The organism is Microbacterium laevaniformans (assembly GCF_016907555.1).
GTDB classification, from domain to species: domain Bacteria; phylum Actinomycetota; class Actinomycetes; order Actinomycetales; family Microbacteriaceae; genus Microbacterium; species Microbacterium laevaniformans.
Map to the genome: position 1 here is coordinate 1,744,539 of NZ_JAFBCE010000001.1, position 17,674 is coordinate 1,762,212.

Genomic DNA, 17,674 nt, shown 5'->3' on the forward strand with positions numbered 1-17,674 from the left:
GAAGCGGGGCTGAGAGGGGGATGCGGCACCCGTCAAGGGTACCGGGGCGCGCTGACCGACCGCTGGATCAGCCGGCGGGCGCGGCCGGGGGCACCGCCGCCGTCTGAGCCAGACCTGCCCCGGCGACCGAGCGCACCAGCTGCGCCATCCAGTCGGTGCGGGTCTCCTGCACCTGAGCGCTCACGGCGGCCTGCGTCGGGGGCATCGCGGTGGCGGGCAGATCGTTGTCGACGAGATAGACGACCTCGCCCGGTCGTACGTAATACAGTCGCTCCCGCGCCTGGGAGGTCACGTACGCAGGGTCGTTCCAACGGTCCTTCTGCTGCTGAAGGGTCGCCACATCCGCTTCGCTCACCTGAACCGAGTGCGCCAGCGCCGCGATCTGCTGACGCTGGCCGAGATACGTGCCGACGGTGGGCACCAGCGTGAAGACGGCCAACACGACCAGGCCCAGCATGATCGCGGTGAAGGCCGAGAAGCGGATGCCGCCGGCCCAGGCGCGCACGTCCACACGGCCCGACCCCCGGCGTCCGCCCGACGTGCGGGACGCGGAAGAGGGAGCCGGCGCAGTGCGCACGGCTCCCTCTCTCGTCATGGGACCAGCCTACGTGGCACGCGGACGTGCGACGGGAGGCGCCCCGAATCGCTCAGCGAATCTCCAGCACCCTCAGGCCTTGAAGCGCGGGAACGCGCCGCGACCGGCGAAGACCGCGGCGTCGCCGAGTTCCTCCTCGATGCGCAGCAGCTGGTTGTACTTCGCGACGCGCTCGCTGCGGGCGGGCGCGCCGGTCTTGATCTGACCCGCGTTGACCGCGACGGCCAGGTCGGCGATGGTCGTGTCCTCGGTCTCACCGGAGCGGTGCGACAGCATCGAGCGGTAGCCGTTCTGGGTGGCCAGCGAGATCGCGTCGAGCGTCTCGGACAGCGTGCCGATCTGGTTGACCTTCACGAGCAGAGCGTTCGCGACACCGAGGTCGATGCCCTTCTGCAGGCGCACCGGGTTGGTCACGAACAGGTCGTCACCGACGAGCTGGACCTTCGAGCCGATGGCATCGGTGAGGTGCTTCCAGGCCTCCCAGTCGTCCTCGGCGAGGGCGTCCTCGATCGTGACGACCGGGTAGTTGGCGACGAGGTCGGCGAAGTAGTCGGTCAGCTTCTCGGCCGACCAGGCCTTGCCCTCGACCGTGTACACGCCGTCCTTGTAGAACTCGGTCGCGGCGACATCCAGACCGACGGCGACGTCCTTGCCGGGCGTGAAGCCGGCCTTCTCGATCGCCTTGATGAGGAAGTCGAGGCCCTCGCGGTTGCTGGGCAGGTCGGGCGCGAAGCCGCCCTCGTCGCCGAGGCCGGTGTTGTAGCCGGCGGCCTTCAGCTCGCCCTTGAGGACGTGGTAGACCTCGGTGCCCCAGCGGAGGGACTCGCCGTAGGTCTCCGCACCGATGGGCGCGAGGAAGTACTCCTGGAAGTCGATGCCGTTGTCCGCGTGCTCGCCGCCGTTGATGACGTTGAACAGCGGCACGGGCAGGACGTGCGCGTTCGGTCCGCCGAGGTAGCGGAACAGCGGCAGGTCGGCGCTGTCGGCCGCCGCCTTGGCCACCGCGAGCGAGACGCCGAGGATGGCGTTGGCGCCCGTGCGCGACTTGTTCTCCGTGCCGTCGGTGGCGATGAGGATCTCGTCGATGACGCGCTGCTCGCTCGCCTCGACGCCCTCGATGGCCGGGCCGAGCTCATCGATGACGGCGGTGACCGCCTTCAGGACGCCCTTCCCGCCGTACCGGTTCTTGTCGCCGTCGCGCAGCTCGTACGCCTCGAAGGCGCCGGTGGACGCGCCGGAGGGGACGGCCGCGCGCTGGACGATGCCATCGTCGAGCAGCACCTCCACTTCGACGGTCGGGTTGCCACGCGAATCCAGGATCTCGCGTGCGCCTACAGCCTCGATCAGTGCCACAGGGGACTCCTTGCTTGTGGAGGATAAATCTCGGAGCGTCACGGGTGTGTTCCCGCTCCGCGTTTGAGTCTAGTGACCCGGGTACCGCCGCCATACGTCGGGCACCGGATCAAACGACCAGCGCGAGCGCGATCCCGTCCCAGCCCTTCGCGTCGAGCGTCTGCAGCGCCGTCGCCGTGAAGCGCGGATCGTCTCGAAGCATCTCCAACCCTGCACGCACGCCGCGCACCTGAGGGTTCTCGTCCTCGGCATCCGCCACTCGGCCGCCCCGGACCACGTTGTCGATGACGACGAGAGTGCCGGGCCGGCCCAGTCGCGCCGCCCAGTCCAGGTACACCGTGTTGGATTCCTTGTCGGCGTCGATGAACACGAGATCGAACGGGGCCTCCTCCGCCAGGGTGGGCAGCACCTCCGCACCGCGTCCGATGCGGATCTCGACGCGCTCCCCCACTCCCGCACGGTCGATGCTCGCGCGCGCCACGTCGGCGTGGCGCGGCTCCGCCTCGATCGTCACGACACGGCCCTCGTCGGGGATGCCGCGGGCCAGCCAGATGGTCGAATACCCGCCCAGCGTCCCGATCTCGAGCACGCGGCGGGCGCCGCTGACCCGGGCGAGCAGCCACAGGAGCTTGCCGCCGGTGGGCGCCACCTCGATGGCGGGCATGCCGGCCGCGCGCTGGTCGGCGACGGCAGCGTCGAGCATGGCATCCGCGCCGATCAGCGCATCGACGAGATAGCGGTCGACCGCGTGGGCCGCAGCGAGGGAGAGGTCCGTCATGCACCCAGCAAACCCGCTCGGCGCGGAGGGGTCAACGGCGGGTTCATCGCTCGCGCTCGGTGCGTTCGCGCTCGGCCGACAGCAGCGCCGCACCCGTCTCGGCGTCGTCGACGGTCACGGTGAAGACCTTGCCACCGGTGCGGTGGACGCGGATCCCCGCTCCGGCACGCAGCACGACGCCGAAGCCTCCGCCCGGCGCCCAACGCAGACCCCAGCCGCCGTACTCCCCCATCGGGCTGACCTCGACGACTTCGACCCGCTCGATCTCGGCGACGGGAACGTGGAACCGAGGGAAGCCCGTCGCGGAGGTCACGGTCAGCCCCGTCTCGTCGACACGGACGTGGAAGACCGCGGTCGCAGCGATGACGGCGGCCATCACGGCGATGAGGAGGGCGAGGATCGTCGCGACCGTCGCGCCGGCGCGGACCGTGAGGGTGATCACGGCGACAACGACCAGCAGAGCCCACGCCGCACACAGCACGACCACTCCCGCCCGCGCGAGGTGGACGCTGCGCAACCACACCGCCCGCTCCCCGTCGGTCAAGGGCGGATCCATCGTCGCGATGCTCCCCGTCGCCGGCAGACGCTCATCGGGCTGGACCAGCCAGCCGGCGACACCGACGCCGATCGCGATGAGACCGGCCAGGACGAGCCACGGCAGCAGGGACGGCCCGGCAGCGGCATCGGCCAGCCCGCGCTGGATCAGCACCGACGACGTCATCAGCACGCCCGCGCCGGCCGACATCGCCGCCGCGAGGGCGCCCATCAGCCGATAGGTCGGGCCGCGATCGCCCCGGCGCAGCCCGTTCACAGCGGATGCCGCGATCAGCAGGGGCACACCGAGACCCACCAGCACGGTCGCCAACACCGTCACCCACGGCGCGCCGAACCCGTCGGGCGCGCCGTCCGCGCCCCAGTGGATCGCGATCGGGTCGGGCAGCGCATCGCGGGCGCCGAGCTGCAGCAGCACGGCGCCCGCGATGACGACGACCGGGACCGCGACGGCGACGAGGACGAAGCGGGAGACGGCGCGCGGTCGTGGCGTGGTCATGGTGACTCCTCGGGGTCGGACGTGTGGTGGATCAGGGCGGCGAGTGCCTGCCGGGACAGCCCGCGCTCGCGGGCGCGGGCGACGATGTCGGCGATGTCGGGCTGCAGCTCAGCCAGACGGTCCGCCGCCGCCGTCACGACGGCTCCGCGACCACGATGCATCGAGACGAGCCCCTCGTCCCGCAGCTGCTGATAGGCGTGGAGCACCGTGTGCAGGTTGATGCCGAGGGCCGACGCCACCTCGCGGGCCGAGGGCAGGCGATCACCGGGGCGGAGGCGACGTGCGACGGCATCCGCCCGGACGGATGCCGCGATCTGTGCGAACAGCGGCACGTCGCTCGTCGCGTCGGTGCGGATCAGCATATCGGCCTCCCGACAACAATTCTATGACAAATAGAACAGTTTGCGTAGGGAAGAATCGCGACGGCCCCCCGACTACCCCCGAGCGCGCACGCCCTGGGCGAGCGCCGCGACGATCTCCGGGAGCAGCGCATCCGCCGTGCGCCGGTAGCCGAGTGCGCTGGGGTGGAAGCGATCGACGCTGAACATGTCGTCGGGGTTCTCGATGAACATCGCACCGACAGCCCGGCGAAGTGAGACGACGCGGGCTCCGGCCCGGCGGGCCGCAACGGCCTGCGCGTGGGCGAGCTGTCGCGAGGCCTGAGCCCCCAGCGCCCGCAGGGGCTGGGGCACGGGTCGCAACGCCCCCAGATCGGGACAGGTGCCGACGACGACGGACGCACCTGCGTCGCCCAGGCGCCGCACGGCCGCCTCGAGATCACCCGCCGCCTGCGAGACCGGCGTGCGATGCGTCACGTCGTTGCCTCCGACGATGATGACCGCGGCATCCGCCCGATAGTCCGGGGGAAGGCGATCGAGCTGGTCCGCGAGATCCTTCGACTCGGCACCCACCACCGCGACGGTGCGAAGGCGCACCGGCCGATGCAGGAAGTCGGCGAGGCCCTTGGACAGCCGCGCCCCCAGGACGTCTTTGGGCCGCTGCGCGCCGAGGCCGGCCGCGATCGAGTCACCCAGAACCAGCAGCTCGAGCGGCGCGCCGGCGAGCTTCGGCCGCCACACGCGGTCGGCCTCCACCGCGCTCTCGCCGAGCGGCTTGCCGATGCGCAGCCGCGCGAGGGCGGCCTGACGCGTCAGCACGCTCCGCGCGGCGAACGCACCGGCCACGACCGCGCCGGCGAGCGCCGCGCTCGTCGCCACGCGCGGGCGGAGAGCACGCCGACGGTGCGAACGCGATGCCACGGACAGATCACACTCCCCCCGGGTGAACGACACGCTCCCGTCGGGTGGACGGAAGGTGACGGGCCGTGCCCTGCCACGGACGCCGGGCTCAGCGATGCCCGCGCCCGGCCGCTGCCGTGAGGACGAGCGCGACCGCGAGAACGCTGCAGGCGAGGACGGCGTCCAGCACGAAGCCCGCCACCACCTCCTCGCGCCCGCTCCACCCGGTCGCCGTCGTGACGGCCCCGATCGCGATGACGCCGGGCGAGAGCGCGAGCTGCTGGACGGTGCTGAACATGCCGCCCGACAGACCCGCCGCCTCGACGGGGACCTCCCGAACCACCGCCTGGGCCAGCGGCGAGAACACGAGCGCCTGCCCCGCGCCGAGCAGCACGAGCGCAGGCTGGGCCCACCGGATCAGCGACGGCCCCCACGCGATGAACGAAACGAGGAGGAACCCGACGAGGGCGATCAGTTGCAGCGCCACGCCCCAGACGAGAGTGCGCACGCCGAGCCGGCGTTGGATCGGCACGAGCGAGAGAGATACGACCGCGAACACGACCGCGAACGGCAGCAGGAGCAGCCCCGCCGTCAGGGAGTCGTACCCGAGGCCGGCGGACAGCGAGTGGTCTGGTTCCGCCCGCAGGATGCGGCGACGGCGCGCCGACTCGACGTGCTCGCCCGCTACGCCGCCGAGGAGCCGGTGCTGTCCGGATCGACCCCCGCGCCGTCTCAGCCGAGCGGCTTGATCTCCAGCGCCTCCCGCGCTTGACCCGCCGCCACCGTCGCGAAGGACGAATACCCGTCGGCGGCAGCACGCTCCAGCAGCGCCTTCAGGTTCTTCGTGCGCTGCTCCACACGCACCCGCGCCCCCTCGGCGACCAGTGCGGCCTTGAGCGCGAGGAGCTCACCCACCGGCACGTCGCGCTCGTGCACGAGGACGATGGTCGACATGCCCGCGTCGTCGGCATCCTCCAGGAGGTCGACGATGCGCTCGAAGCCGAGGGAGAACCCGACCGCCGGCACCTGCTGGCCCAGGAAGCGTCCGATCATCCCGTCGTAGCGACCGCCCCCGCCGAGCGAGTACGTGACGCTCGGGTGGGCGAGCTCGAAGATGGTGCCGGTGTAGTACCCCATCCCGCGCACGAGGAACGGATCGAACACGAGCGGCGCGCCCTGCGCGTCGTCCGCAGAGACCGCGCGGGCCGCCGACACCGCCGCGCCGATCACCACGAGGTCGGCCACGATGTCGGCGGGCGCCCCCTCGGGCAGCGCCTTCAGGATGTGCCCCTCCCCGTACGGACGGTACTCACGCGTCCGCGGTCGACGCAGGAAGGCGTCGAAGGCGTCGACGGCGTTCGGCGTGGCACCCCGCTCACGAAGCTCGGCGGCGACGCCCTCGGCACCGATCTTGTCCAGCTTGTCGATGGTGATGAGTACGCCGGCACGCTCCTCCGCGGCGAAACCGAAGCTGCCGAGCATCCAGTCGAGCACGCGGCGGTCGTTGATGCGGATGCTGCCGCCGACCAGGCCAAGCGCATCGAGCGCATCGAGGCTCGCAACCAGAAGCTCCGCCTCGGCGCGGCCCGTCGCGTCACCGATGATGTCGATGTCGCACTGCACGAACTGGCGATAGCGGCCCTTCTGCGGCCGTTCGGCACGCCACACCGGCGCCATCTGGATGGCCCGGAAGACCGACGGCAGCTCGGCGCGGTGCGTCGCATAGAAGCGCGCCAGGGGCACGGTCAGGTCGTAACGCAGGCCGAGGTCGCTGAGTGCGGCCGCGTCGTCGGCTGCGGCGCGGATCGCGTCGGCATCCAGTCCCCGCTTGAGGACGTTGAAAGCGAGCTTCTCATTGTCGCCGCCGATGCCCGCGTGGAGCCGGTCGTAGTCCTCCATCACCGGGGTCTCGATCTCATCGAACCCGTGCGCGCGGTAGCGCTCACGGATGACGGCGAGCACGCGCTCGCGACGGGTCTTGTCGGCGGGGAGGAAGTCGCGCATTCCGCGCGGCGGGTTCACGGATGCCACGCGATCATTCTTCCAGGTCGTCGGATGCCGACGAGGCCTCGACGGCCCTCACCTCGTCCTCCAGGCCTCGGATCCTGACCCGAAGCGCCCGCTCGGCATCCCACCCACGCTCCTGCGCGAGCGACACGAGCCCGAGCAGCGCCTCCCCCAGCTCCTCCTCGCTCTGGGCGCCCACGGGCCCCCGGTCCTGCCCACCGGGCGTGCGAGACGACGACAACGGGAGCGCGGCGGCGCGGCCCAGCAGCTTCTGCGCCAGCGCGAGGGAGGGCATGTGGGCCGAGACCCCGTCGAGCACGGATCGCCGGTCGCGCTTTTCGGCGGACTTCGCGGCATTCCAGTGGACGAGCACCTCTTCGGGAGTGGTGGCGACGGCATCCCCGAACACGTGCGGATGCCGCCGGATCATCTTGTCGGCAAGCGCGTCGGCGACGTCGTCGATGTCGAACGGATCCTCCGTCGCGTCCGCGGCCACCGTGGCGTGGAACAGCACTTGCCAGAGCAGATCGCCGAGCTCTTCGCGAAGGTCCGCGCGCGTTCCCGCCTCGACCGCGTCGATCAGTTCGGCCGACTCTTCCACGAGGTACGGCACGAGATCCTCATGCGTGATGCGCGCCGACCAGACACATCGCTCCCGTACCGCCGCCATGACGTCGGCGGCGCGTCGGAGGGCGTCGGTGCGGGGGGCGATCGGCGCAGGATCGATCGGACTCAGACGGTCGCCGTGTTCCGGCGTCGATGATGCCATGCCCGCCACGATACGAGGATCCCGGCGATCACGAGCGAGATCGCCGATCCGGCGAGCACGCCGAGAGTGGCCTGATCGCGGATGTCGGGAGCCCCGGAGAACGCCAGCTCGCTGAGCAGCAGCGACACGGTGAAGCCGATACCGCCGAGGGCGCCCGCCGCGACGAGGTCGCCGCCGGCGAGCCGGTCGGTCTTCGGAACCCGCAGGAGGTGCTGCGCCAGGGCACCCGCCACGGCGATGCCGATGATCTTGCCGACGGGCAGGGCGACCAGAACGCCCCAGAAGGCCGGCGAGAGCTCTCCGGCAGACACAGCGGGAATCGCGACGAGGGCTGCGCACAGCGCGAACAGCGGCAGCACGATCGCGTTGACCCACGGTTCGATGGCGTGACGAGCCCGCAAGGCGGGCTGCTGGGCCATCGTCAGCCCGAGGACGACCCCGGCGATGGTCGCATGCACGCCCGACTCGTGCACCGCGTACCAGGTGCCGATCGCGCTCGCGACGAGACCGACGACGGCGACAGGACGGGCACGGGTGTCGAGGAGCCGGCTGCAGGCGGCGAAAACGACGACGAACACCAGCGCGAGCAGCATCATGGCGAAGTCGACGTCGGCCGTGAACAGCACCGCGATGAAGACGATCCCGACGATGTCGTCCAAGATGGCCAGCGCAAGGAGGAAGATACGCACTCCGGAGGGCAGACCTCGACCGAAGACGGCGAGCACTCCCAGCGCGAAGGCGATGTCGGTGGCTGTGGGAATGGGCCATCCGGCGCTGGTCGCCTCCCCGCCGGCGATCAGAACATACAGCACCACGGGCACGATCACGCCGCCGGCCGCGGCGATGGCGGGCAGCACGGCGCGTCGCGGGGAGGCCAGCTGACCGCTCGTCAGCTCGAACTGCAGTTCGACCGCGGCGACGAAGAAGAAGACGGCGAGCAGGCCGTCGGAGATCCAGTGGCGCACGGACAGATCGATGACACCCGGAATGCCGATGTGCGCGTCGTCGGCGACGGCGAAGGCGATCGGCGCAGCCGCGCTATTGGCCAGCACCAGGCCGATCGAGGCGGCGACGAGAAGCAGAACGGCGGGAAAGCGGGCAGATCGCAACAAGGACACGGTCACTCCGGAGGGTCGACGAACGGGACTTGCCGACCAGGCTTCCCGGCACACCGTCCGACGACGCGCAGAGCATACGGAGCCGTCGCGTCGCAGTCGGGGTGTCATAAAACGTCGTCACCCCGCCCTGTCAGCCTACCCCGTGACAAATGTGAAACACCGTGCCATTACCGTGGTCTCATGCGCGAACTCACCCGAACCGAAGCGATCGACCTCGTCGGCCGCGATGAGGCCGAGAACGAACTGCCGGAGCGCCTCCGTGCCGACGTGCGGATGCTCGGCGCTCTGCTCGGTCGTGTCCTGCGCGAAAGCGGCTCCCCAGGGCTCTACGACGACGTGGAGCGACTGCGCCTGGCCACCATCGCCGCGTACGGCGATGAGTCAGCGGAGGCCTTCGAGCGGGCGGCGCAGATCGCCGAGTCCTTCTCCGTGGAGCGCGCCGACGAGGTCGCCCGTGCGTTCACGGTCTACTTCCATCTCGTCAACCTCGCCGAGGAGCACCAGCGTGTGCGTGTCCTGCGCGAGCGCGACGGGCGCCCTGAGCGAGAGGACGCGGCCGACTCGGTGGCCGCGGCCTTCGTGCGCCTGGCGGCGGAGGTCGGCGACGACACCGCCCTCGCCCGTCTGCAGGCGATGCGCTTTCACCCCGTGTTCACGGCGCATCCCACCGAGGCGCGCCGTCGCGCGGTGTCCACCAGCATCCGACGTCTGGTGACTCTGCTCACCGAGCGCGATGCCTCGCTCGACGGCGGCGCGGACGAGCGGCGTGCGGAGCGGCGCATGCTGGAGGAGATCGACACGCTCTGGCGCACGGCGCCGCTGCGGGCGGAGAAGCCGACGCCGGTCGACGAGGTGCGTGCCATCATGGCGGTCTTCGACGAGACTCTCTACACGGCCGTCCCTCACGTCTACCGGCGCGTCGACGATGCGCTGCAGGGACCCGCTGCCGGCGGCCGGGCACCCGTCATCCGTCCCTTCGTCCGCCTCGGCACGTGGGTGGGCGGCGACCGCGACGGCAACCCGTTCGTGACCGCGGCCGTCACGAAGAAGGCCGCGTCGATCGGTGCGGAGCATATCCTGCTGGGCCTGGAGCGCTCCGCCGTGCGGATCGCCAAGACGCTCACGCTGTCCGAGGACACGACCCCGCCCACCGCGGAGCTGCTCGGCCTGCTGCAGCGTCTGGCGGACGCCGACGAGGACGGTGCCGCGGATGCCGCCAAGCGCGCCAAGGTCGAGCCGCACAAGCGCACGATGCTGCTGATCGCCCGCCGGATCACCGCCACGCGCAAGCGCGACGCCGATCTCGCGTATCGCGACCCCGACGCGCTGCTGGCCGATCTGCGCACCGTCCAGCAGTCCCTCGTCGATGCGGGTGCCCCGCGCCAGGCGTACGGACACCTCCAGCAGCTGCTGTGGCAGGTGGAGACGTTCGGCTTCCACCTCGCCGAACTCGAGGTGCGCCAGCACTCCGCCGTCCACGCCAAGGTGCTCGCCGAAGCTGCCAGCGGTGAGCCGCTGAGCACGCAGGCGGAGGAGGTCCTCGAGGTCTTCCGCACGATCGCGCAGATCCAGAACCGCTACGGACCGCGCGCCGCCGGCCGCTACATCGTCTCGTTCACGCAGTCCGCCGCCGACCTCGCCGCCGTGCACGAGCTCGCGCGCCTGGCGGTCGGGCCCGGGGGCACCGTTCCGGTCCTCGACGTGATTCCGCTGTTCGAGACCTTCGCCGATCTGCAGGCCGCGCCCGGCATCATGGCCGAGATCGTCCATCACCCGCAGTTCGCCGCACGGCTGGAAGCCACCGACCGGCGCCTCGAGGTCATGCTCGGCTACTCGGACTCCTCGAAGGACGTCGGCCCCGTCGCCGCCAACCTCGCGCTCTACGAGGCACAGGCGAAGATCGCCGCGTGGGCCAAGGAGTCCGGCATCCACCTCACCCTCTTCCACGGACGCGGCGGCGCGCTCGGTCGCGGCGGCGGACCGGCCAACTCGGCCATCCTGGCGCAGCCTCCGCACTCGGTCGACGGACGATTCAAGCTCACCGAACAGGGCGAGGTGATCTTCGCGCGCTACGGCGACCCCAACATCGCGATGCGTCACATCGACCAGGTCGCCGCCGCCGTCCTGCTCGCTTCCGCTCCGTCGATCGAAAAGCGCAACAGCGCCGCCGCCGAGCGCTACGCCGAGGTCGCGGCGACGATGGATGCCGCTTCGCGTGCGCGGTTCTTCTCGCTGGTCAAGGCCGATGGATTCGCGTCGTGGTTCGCGACCGTGACGCCGATGGAGGAGATCGGTCTGCTGGCGCTGGGCTCACGTCCCGCTCGACGCGGCCTGTCGGTCGAGTCCCTCGAAGACCTTCGCGCCATCCCCTGGGTCTTCGCATGGTCGCAGGCCCGCATCAACCTGGCCGGCTGGTTCGGCCTGGGCTCCGCGCTGGAGGCCGTCGGAGATGTCGACCTGCTGCGTCGGGCGTACGCCGAGTGGCCGCTGTTTCGCACCGTCATCGACAACGTCGGCATGAGCCTCGCGAAGGCCGACGGTCGCATCGCGCGCCGCTACCTCGACCTCGGTGACCGCGCGGATCTGGCCGACCTCGTCGTGGAGGAGCTGCAGCTCACCGGCGACTGGGTCGTCCGCATCGTCGGGGGTGACGAGCTCCTGTCGAACAAGCCCGTCCTGCAGCGCGCCGTCAAGATGCGCAGCCCGTACGTCGATGCGCTCTCGCTGCTCCAGCTGCGTGCCCTGCGGACGCTCCGCACGGGCGAGCACGACGAGGCCGACCTGCCGCAGTGGCAACGTCTGCTGCTGCTGAGCGTCTCCGGCGTCTCTGCCGGACTGCAGAACACGGGGTGATCGCGCCCCGATGACGATCGCCGCGGGGGCTCAGTCCACGCGGCGGTCGTCTGCGTGGCGCGCGAGCGCCGCGCCGTAGCGCTCGGTGAGCTGGACCATGAGATCGGGCGTCTCCCGATCCAGACCGAAGACGAACCCCGGGAAGTCCAGCTCCTTCTGCAACGCCCAGATCTCCTCGTGACGATCGGGCGACAGCATCTGAGCGGGATCGCCCACGGCGACCCATCCGATCGGCACCACGGCATCCGGCGGCACGACCGTGCGCAGGTGCACGATCGCACCGATGCGCACCTCGGCGCGATCGCCGATGCGGGCGCCGTTGAAGACGCGGACCCCGGTGGCGAGGAAAACCTCGTCGCCCACCGTCGCACCCGAGATGCTCGCGGTGGGCCCGACGAGGACGTGCGAGCCGATGTGCACGCGATGAGCGGCGCTCGCCCGGATCAGGGCGTTCTCCATCACGATGACGTGCGGCCCGAGCGTGATCGGCCCACCCTCGGCCGTCAGCACCGCGCCGTGCAGGATCTGGCATCCGGCACCGATCTCGACATCCCCCGAGATCACCGCGGTCGGCGCGATCACCACGTCGGGATGGATACGGGGGCGCACCCCGAGGTGTTCGAACTGCATGATCGTCCTCCCGCCCTCACCCTAGGACGCGCGAGGGGCGACGTCGAGGCCCGGCGCACCGCCGTTAGGGTGTTACAGGCCGCGCCGACCGTGTCCGCGGCCGGAGAGTTCCGCTGTGTCAGATTCCGTCGTCGCCCGGTCCGCGCCCGCACCCGCGACCGTCTCGACCCTCACCCTGTCGACGTTCGTCATCGGCTCGATGGTGGGCGCGGGTGTCTTCTCGCTGCCCGGCACGTTCTCGGCGCAGACCGGCGTCGTCGGCTCCCTCGTCGCGTGGGCCGTGGCGGGCACGGGGATGTTCATGCTGGCGCTCGTCTTCCAGCGCCTCGCCGCCCGGCGCCCCGAGCTGGATGCCGGGGTCTACTCCTACGCGCGCGCCGGTTTCGGGCGCTATCTGGGGTTCCTCTCCGCGTTCGGCTACTGGGCGAGCGCGTGCGCGGGCAATGTCTTCTACTGGGTGTTCATCATGTCGACGGTGGGCGCGGTCGTTCCCGCCGTCGCCGGGGGCGACACGCCCGTAGCCGTCGCGGTCTCGTCGGCCGGCCTCTGGGTGTTCTTCCTCCTCGTGCGCCGCGGCACGCGCGAGGCCGCCGCCGTGAACCGCATCGTGAGCGTCGCCAAGGTGCTGCCGATCGTCGCGTTCGTCTTCCTCTGCCTGTTCGCGTTCGACCCCGCCGTCTTCGCGGCGAACATCTCCGGCCCCGCCGACCTGCCGCTGTACGACCAGGTGCGCGGGACCCTCCTCGTGACGGTGTTCGCCTTCATCGGGGTGGAGGGCGCCAGCGCCTACTCCCGGCATGCCCGCCGTCGGCGCGATGTGGGACGGGCGACGGTGCTGGGATTCGTCAGCGTCCTGGCGATCTTCCTGTCGGTCACGATCGTGTCGTTCGGAATCCTGCCGCGCGAGCGCATCGCGGCGCTGGCGCAGCCCTCCATGGCCGGGGTGCTGGCCGAGGTCGTCGGGCCGTGGGGAGCCGGGTTCGTCGGTGTCTCCCTGATCGTCGCGGTGCTCGGGGCGTACCTCTCCTGGACGCTGATGGCCGCGGAGGTCCTGCTCGTCGCCGCACGCGACGGCGACCTGCCCCCGGTGTTCGCCCGCACCAACGACCGAGACGTCCCCGTCGGCGCGCTCACGATGTCCACCTTGCTCGTGCAGGTGCTCCTGATCGTGGTGCTCTTCTCGACGAACGCGTTCAACGTCGCCCTCAGCCTGACGAGTGCGTTCGCGCTCATCCCCTACGTGCTGACGGCGGGCTACGGCCTGCGCGTCGCGCTCGCCGATGCCCGGTCGGCGCCGTCGCTGCGCGTCGCCGGCGCGGTCGTGGTCGCCGTCTGCGCCACGGGGTACACGATCTTCCTCCTGGCGGCGGCGGGCGGCCAGTACCTGCTGCTCGCGACGCTCGTGCTCGTCCCCGGGAGCCTGCTGTTCGCCCTCGCCCGACGTCGGAACGACGAGCGCGTGTTCACCCCCTGGGAGGGGGTCGTCTTCGCCGTCGCGGGCGCGGCGGCGATCGCTGCCGCCGTGCTGCTGGCGCTCGGGACGATCACCGTCTGAGCGCGGGCCACCGGCGGAGGGCCCGAGAGCGCGCTCACGCGTCGACGGCCTCCGCGACCGGGAGCGGGTAGAGCTGGTCGATGAGCTGAGCGACCCAGGCGATGAGATCGCCGTCGCCGAGCGGCTCCCCCGCCGCCGTCGGCAGCGGAACGATCATCGCCTCGCCGCCCGCCAGCACCTTCGACTTCGGATAGAGCCGCTGCAGCCGCACGCGCAGAGAATCGGATGCCGGTCCCGGCACGACCCGCAGGTTCGGCCCCATCGCGACGACGTCGCTGAGGCCCGCGACGGCGGCGCGACGGCGCAGGCGCGCGATGGCGACGAGCCCGTCGACTTCGCGCGGCGGCGTGCCGTAGCGGTCGGTGAGCTCCTCGATCAGGAGGTCGATCGGGTCGGTCGAGGACCCGGCATCCCCGCCGCGCGTGCGCGCATCGGGCGAGGCCGCTGCGGAGAGCTTCTGGTACGCCTCCAGACGCAACCGCTCACTGTCGATGTAGCTCTCGGGCAGACGCGCGTCGATCGGCAGCTCCAGGCGCAGCTCGGTCGGCCCGTCCACCTCGTCGCCGCGGAACGTCGCGACCGCTTCGCCGATCATGCGCAGGTAGAGGTCGAAGCCGACGCCGGCGATGTGGCCGGCCTGCTCGGCGCCCAGGAGATTGCCGGCACCGCGCAGCTCGAGGTCCTTGAGGGCAACCTGCATGCCGCTGCCGAGGTCGTTGTTGACGGCGATGGTCTCCAGGCGATCGGCCGCGGTCTCCGACAGCGGCTTCATCTCGTCGTAGAGGAAGTACGCGTACGCACGCTCCCGGCCCCGGCCGACGCGCCCGCGCAGCTGGTGGAGCTGGCTGAGGCCGTACTTGTCGGCGCGGTCGATGATGATCGTGTTGGCGTTGGAGATGTCCAGGCCGGTCTCGATGATGGTCGTCGAGACGAGCACGTCGAAACGCCGTTCCCAGAACCCGTCCACGACCTCTTCGAGTGCGTGCTCGCCCATCTGACCGTGGGCGACGGCGATCCGCGCCTCGGGTACCAGTTCGGCGAGCTGGGCGGCGACGCGTTGAATCGACTGCACGCGATTGTGGACGTAGAAGATCTGCCCCTCGCGCAACAGCTCCCGGCGGATCGCCGCGGCGATCTGCTTGTCGCTGCGGGGCCCGACGTAGGAGAGGATCGGATGCCGGTCCTCGGGCGGCGTCTGCAGCGTCGACATCTCGCGGATGCCGGTGACGGCCATCTCGAGCGTGCGCGGGATGGGGGTCGCGCTCATCGCGAGGATGTCGACGTTCGTCTTCAGCTTCTTCAGCGCATCCTTGTGCTCGACGCCGAACCGCTGCTCCTCGTCGATGATCATGAGCCCGAGGTCTTTGAAGGCGACCTTCTCGGTGAGGATGCGGTGGGTGCCGATGACCATGTCGACGCTGCCCTCGAGGAGCCCTGCGACGATCTCTCGTGCCTCCTTGTCGGACTGGAACCGCGAGAGCGGACGCACCTTCACGGGAAAGCCCGCGAACCGCTCGGTGAACGTGTCGAGGTGCTGTTTGACGAGCAGTGTCGTGGGGACCAGCATCGCGACCTGCTTGCCGTCCTGGATCGCCTTGAACGCGGCCCGCACGGCGACCTCGGTCTTACCGAAGCCGACGTCCCCCGACAGAAGGCGGTCCATCGGGATCGGCCGCTCCATGTCGGCCTTGATCTCCTCGATCGTCTGCAGCTGGTCGGGCGTCTCTGCGAACGGGAACGCCTCCTCCAGCTCGCGCTGCCAGGGCGTGTCGGGACCGAAGGCGTACCCCTTGGCGGCCATGCGCGCCGAATACAGCTTGACGAGCTCCACGGCGATGTCGCGGACGGCCTTGCGCGCCCTGCCCTTGGCCGCCGCCCAGTCGCTGCCGCCCATCTTCGACAGCGTGGGCGCCTCGCCGCCGACGTACTTGCTCAGCAGATCGAGCTGGTCGGTGGGGACGAAGAGCTTGTCGCCGGGGTGCCCGCGCTTGGAGGGCGCGTACTCGAGCACGAGGTACTCGCGTGTGGTCTTGACCGCGTTGCGGCCGCCGCTGGAGACCTCGCGCTGCACCAGCTCGACGAAGCGGCCGATGCCGTGGGTGGCGTGCACGACGATGTCGCCCGCCTTCAGCTGCAGCGGGTCGACGACGTTGCGGCGACGGGAGGCGAGCTTCTTCACGACCCGGCTGTCGGCGCCGATCGTGCGGCCGTAGAACTCCGCCTCGGTGAGCACGGCCAGTCGCGCCTCGGGCTGCTCGAAGCCGCTCTCCAACGCTCCGACGACCGTGACGGCGACGCCCGCTTCCGGAGCATCGTGGAGCCCGTCGACGCTGCGCGCGGCGATGCCCCGCTCGGTGAGCACGTCGCGGGCGCGATCGACCAGTCCCACACCCGAGGCCGCGACCACGACACGCCACCCCTCGGCGAGCAGCCGTGCGACGTGCGCGGTCGCGCCGTCGACGTTGCCCTGGAAGGACGGCACCGCCGAGCCGGGAACACGGACGACATCGCTGCGGAGTGCCGAGGCGAGACCGGCGAGGTCGGCCGCGGCATCCGCCTCACCCGAATCGAAGCCGCTGAACGTCCACCACACGCCGGAGCGGGCCGATGTCGCGGCCTGCAACTCCGGCAGGGTCAGGAAGTCGCCGGAGCCCAGGTCGACGGGGGTGTCGGCGCCGGCGACGGCGGCGCTCCACGCGGCCTCCAGGAACTCCCGGTTGGTCTCCCCGAGCGTCATGGCGCGGCCGACGGCGCGCTCCGGATCGACGAGAGCGACCGCGGCGCCGGTGGGCAGGTAGTCGATGAGCGGCACCACGGCGTCGGCGAGCACGGGCAGGAGGGATTCCATTCCCTCCACGGGGATCCCCTCGCTCATCTTCTCCAGCATGCTTCGCAGACCGGGGAAGCGCTCGCGCAGCGCCGCCGCGCGCTCCCGGACCTCGGGCGTCAACAGCAGCTCGCGGCTGGGCAGGAGGGTGATGTCTGTCATCTCTCCGGGCAGAGAGCGCTGGTCGGCGACGGAGAACGCGCGGATCTGATCGATCTCGTCGCCGAAGAACTCGACCCGATACGGATGGTCGGCCGCCGGCGGGAAGACGTCGAGGATGCCGCCGCGAACGGCGAACTCGCCGCGGCGGGATACCATGTCGACCCGGTGGTAGGCCAGATCCACGAGGCGGCGCGTGACGCCATCGAGGTCGTATCCGCGTCCGCCCACCGACAGTGCGATGACACCCGCGTCGGTGAGTCCGGCCGCGAGGGGCTGAAGGGCGCTGCGCACGGAGGCGGTCACGACAAGCGGGCGTCGTCCGTCCCAGCTCGCGACGGCACGCAGCAGAGCCAGGCGGCGTCCGACCGTCTCGGGCGAGGGGCTCAGCCGCTCGTGCGGAAGCGTCTCCCAGGCCGGAAAGTGCAGCACCTCGGCATCCGGGATGACGTCGGACAACGCCGCCCCGAGCGCCTCCGCCCGGCGCCCCGTGGGAGCCACGGCCAACAGCACGCCCGGCAGACCCGCCGCGCGCCGACGATCCAGCAGCGCGGCCAGCAGCGGCGCGTCCAGCCCCGGAATCATCGAGAAATCGGCGTCTGACAGCGCCGACTCGACCGAATCGCGGACCACGTCCGCCTGAAGGAGGGCGCGAACGATCCCGGAAACTGTCACCGAACGAGTCTACGGCGCCCCACCGACACGCGCTTCGCCCGCCGGCCCCGCGTGAGGGGTGCGCCA

General features: G+C 71.0%; 14 protein-coding genes. 2 read left to right on the forward strand and 12 right to left on the reverse strand.

The window, feature by feature from the left end:
• Positions 1–67 precede the first annotated feature (67 nt).
• The 10 genes from JOE53_RS08255 to JOE53_RS08300 form a co-directional block, all read right to left on the reverse strand.
• Positions 68–595 (reverse strand): FtsB family cell division protein, encoded by a 528-nt coding sequence (locus tag JOE53_RS08255; RefSeq protein ID WP_005052540.1) that lies wholly within the window; start codon positions 593–595, stop codon positions 68–70.
• Between the two features lie 72 nt (positions 596–667).
• Positions 668–1,948, reverse strand: coding sequence for a phosphopyruvate hydratase (eno, locus tag JOE53_RS08260; RefSeq protein WP_204947383.1), 1,281 nt, complete (start codon positions 1,946–1,948; stop codon positions 668–670).
• Positions 1,949–2,057: 109 nt separating this feature from the next.
• A complete protein-coding gene (locus JOE53_RS08265; RefSeq protein WP_036284813.1) occupies positions 2,058–2,726 on the reverse strand; it encodes an O-methyltransferase in 669 nt (222 codons plus the stop codon).
• Positions 2,727–2,769: 43 nt separating this feature from the next.
• Positions 2,770–3,777 (reverse strand): DUF1648 domain-containing protein, encoded by a 1,008-nt coding sequence (locus tag JOE53_RS08270; protein WP_061682934.1) that lies wholly within the window; start codon positions 3,775–3,777, stop codon positions 2,770–2,772.
• Positions 3,774–4,139, reverse strand: a complete 366-nt coding sequence (locus JOE53_RS08275; protein ID WP_061682935.1) for a GntR family transcriptional regulator — start codon at positions 4,137–4,139, stop codon at positions 3,774–3,776. Before JOE53_RS08275 ends, JOE53_RS08270 begins: the two co-directional genes overlap by 4 nt.
• 72 nt (positions 4,140–4,211) lie before the next feature.
• Positions 4,212–4,994 (reverse strand): SGNH/GDSL hydrolase family protein, encoded by a 783-nt coding sequence (locus tag JOE53_RS08280; RefSeq protein ID WP_036284805.1) that lies wholly within the window; start codon positions 4,992–4,994, stop codon positions 4,212–4,214.
• A gap of 130 nt (positions 4,995–5,124) precedes the next feature.
• Positions 5,125–5,574, reverse strand: coding sequence for an MFS transporter (locus tag JOE53_RS08285; RefSeq protein WP_325168493.1), 450 nt, complete (start codon positions 5,572–5,574; stop codon positions 5,125–5,127).
• Between the two features lie 173 nt (positions 5,575–5,747).
• Complete coding sequence (locus tag JOE53_RS08290) at positions 5,748–7,019, reverse strand: histidine--tRNA ligase (RefSeq protein WP_061683026.1); 1,272 nt, start codon at positions 7,017–7,019, stop codon at positions 5,748–5,750.
• A gap of 31 nt (positions 7,020–7,050) precedes the next feature.
• Entirely contained in the window at positions 7,051–7,791 is a 741-nt protein-coding gene (locus tag JOE53_RS08295) for a nucleoside triphosphate pyrophosphohydrolase (protein WP_005052518.1), read from the reverse strand.
• Positions 7,755–8,909: a Na+/H+ antiporter NhaA gene (locus JOE53_RS08300; RefSeq protein ID WP_204947384.1), complete on the reverse strand. Its 1,155-nt coding sequence runs from the start codon at positions 8,907–8,909 to the stop codon at positions 7,755–7,757. The genes JOE53_RS08295 and JOE53_RS08300 overlap by 37 nt, the downstream gene beginning before the upstream one ends.
• Before the next feature lie 180 nt (positions 8,910–9,089).
• On the opposite strand from JOE53_RS08300, the gene JOE53_RS08305 reads away from it, so the two are divergent.
• Positions 9,090–11,762 (forward strand): phosphoenolpyruvate carboxylase, encoded by a 2,673-nt coding sequence (locus JOE53_RS08305; RefSeq protein ID WP_061682938.1) that lies wholly within the window; start codon positions 9,090–9,092, stop codon positions 11,760–11,762.
• Between the two features lie 30 nt (positions 11,763–11,792).
• On the opposite strand, the gene JOE53_RS08310 is transcribed toward JOE53_RS08305, so the two are convergent.
• Positions 11,793–12,392: a gamma carbonic anhydrase family protein gene (locus JOE53_RS08310; protein WP_204947385.1), complete on the reverse strand. Its 600-nt coding sequence runs from the start codon at positions 12,390–12,392 to the stop codon at positions 11,793–11,795.
• Positions 12,393–12,507: 115 nt separating this feature from the next.
• On the opposite strand from JOE53_RS08310, the gene JOE53_RS08315 reads away from it, so the two are divergent.
• Entirely contained in the window at positions 12,508–13,947 is a 1,440-nt protein-coding gene (locus JOE53_RS08315; protein ID WP_204947386.1) for a basic amino acid/polyamine antiporter, read from the forward strand.
• Between the two features lie 34 nt (positions 13,948–13,981).
• Here JOE53_RS08315 and mfd read toward each other — a convergent pair whose 3' ends face one another.
• The gene (gene mfd, locus JOE53_RS08320) at positions 13,982–17,608 is read right to left on the reverse strand and encodes a transcription-repair coupling factor (protein WP_271171041.1); all 3,627 of its coding nucleotides are present in this window, start codon (positions 17,606–17,608) and stop codon (positions 13,982–13,984) included.
• Between the last annotated feature and the right edge of the window lie 66 nt (positions 17,609–17,674).